Origin of the sequence: Streptomyces sp. A1136 (assembly GCF_004795055.1) — a bacterium.
GTDB lineage: Bacteria > Actinomycetota > Actinomycetes > Streptomycetales > Streptomycetaceae > Streptomyces.
Window position 1 is genome coordinate 1 of the sequence record NZ_SSBJ01000358.1, and the last position, 524, is coordinate 524.

Genomic DNA, 524 nt, shown 5'->3' on the forward strand with positions numbered 1-524 from the left:
GAGTGCGGGAACGGATCGTTGCTGTCGTCGAAGGCGCCGAGGTGCGAGAAGGCGACGAGGCCGGCCGCGGCGGCCACGGCGGCGAGGGACGCGGCGACCCTCCGGGCCCACTCCTGGGCGCGGCCCCGGCCACTCGTGTCCGTCATGGCGGCAATCCTCGCCGCCCAGGTGACCGTCCGTGACCGTCGCCCCGGCCACGCGCCCGTTCGGGCGACGCATATCCCTCGAAGGGGCAGGGCCGGACCACCGTCCGTCACCGGACCAAGCCGTGGTCCGCCCGCGAACGGCGTCGGCGCCGGTCAGGAGACGGACCCGCCCGCCCGGCCCGGCCGCTCGGTGGGTGGGCGGAGGACGGCGAACGGGTCGGTGACCTCCAGCGTCGGGGACGCGAACCGGTAGAGCATCGCCGGGCGTCCCCCGGCGCGGCCGGACGCCGTGTGCTCCCCCGTCGCCGCCAGCACACCCCGGCGCAGCAGCACCCGCTGGAGGTTCGTCGCCGTCACCTCGTAGCCCAGTGCGGCGAC

The 524-nt window shown here is 76.7% G+C and carries 1 pseudogene; it reads right to left on the reverse strand.

Annotated elements, in window-relative coordinates:
- Window positions 1-299: 299 nt before the first annotated feature.
- Window positions 300-524 (reverse strand): annotated as a pseudogene (locus tag E6R62_RS39030) (hypothetical protein); the annotation flags it as partial.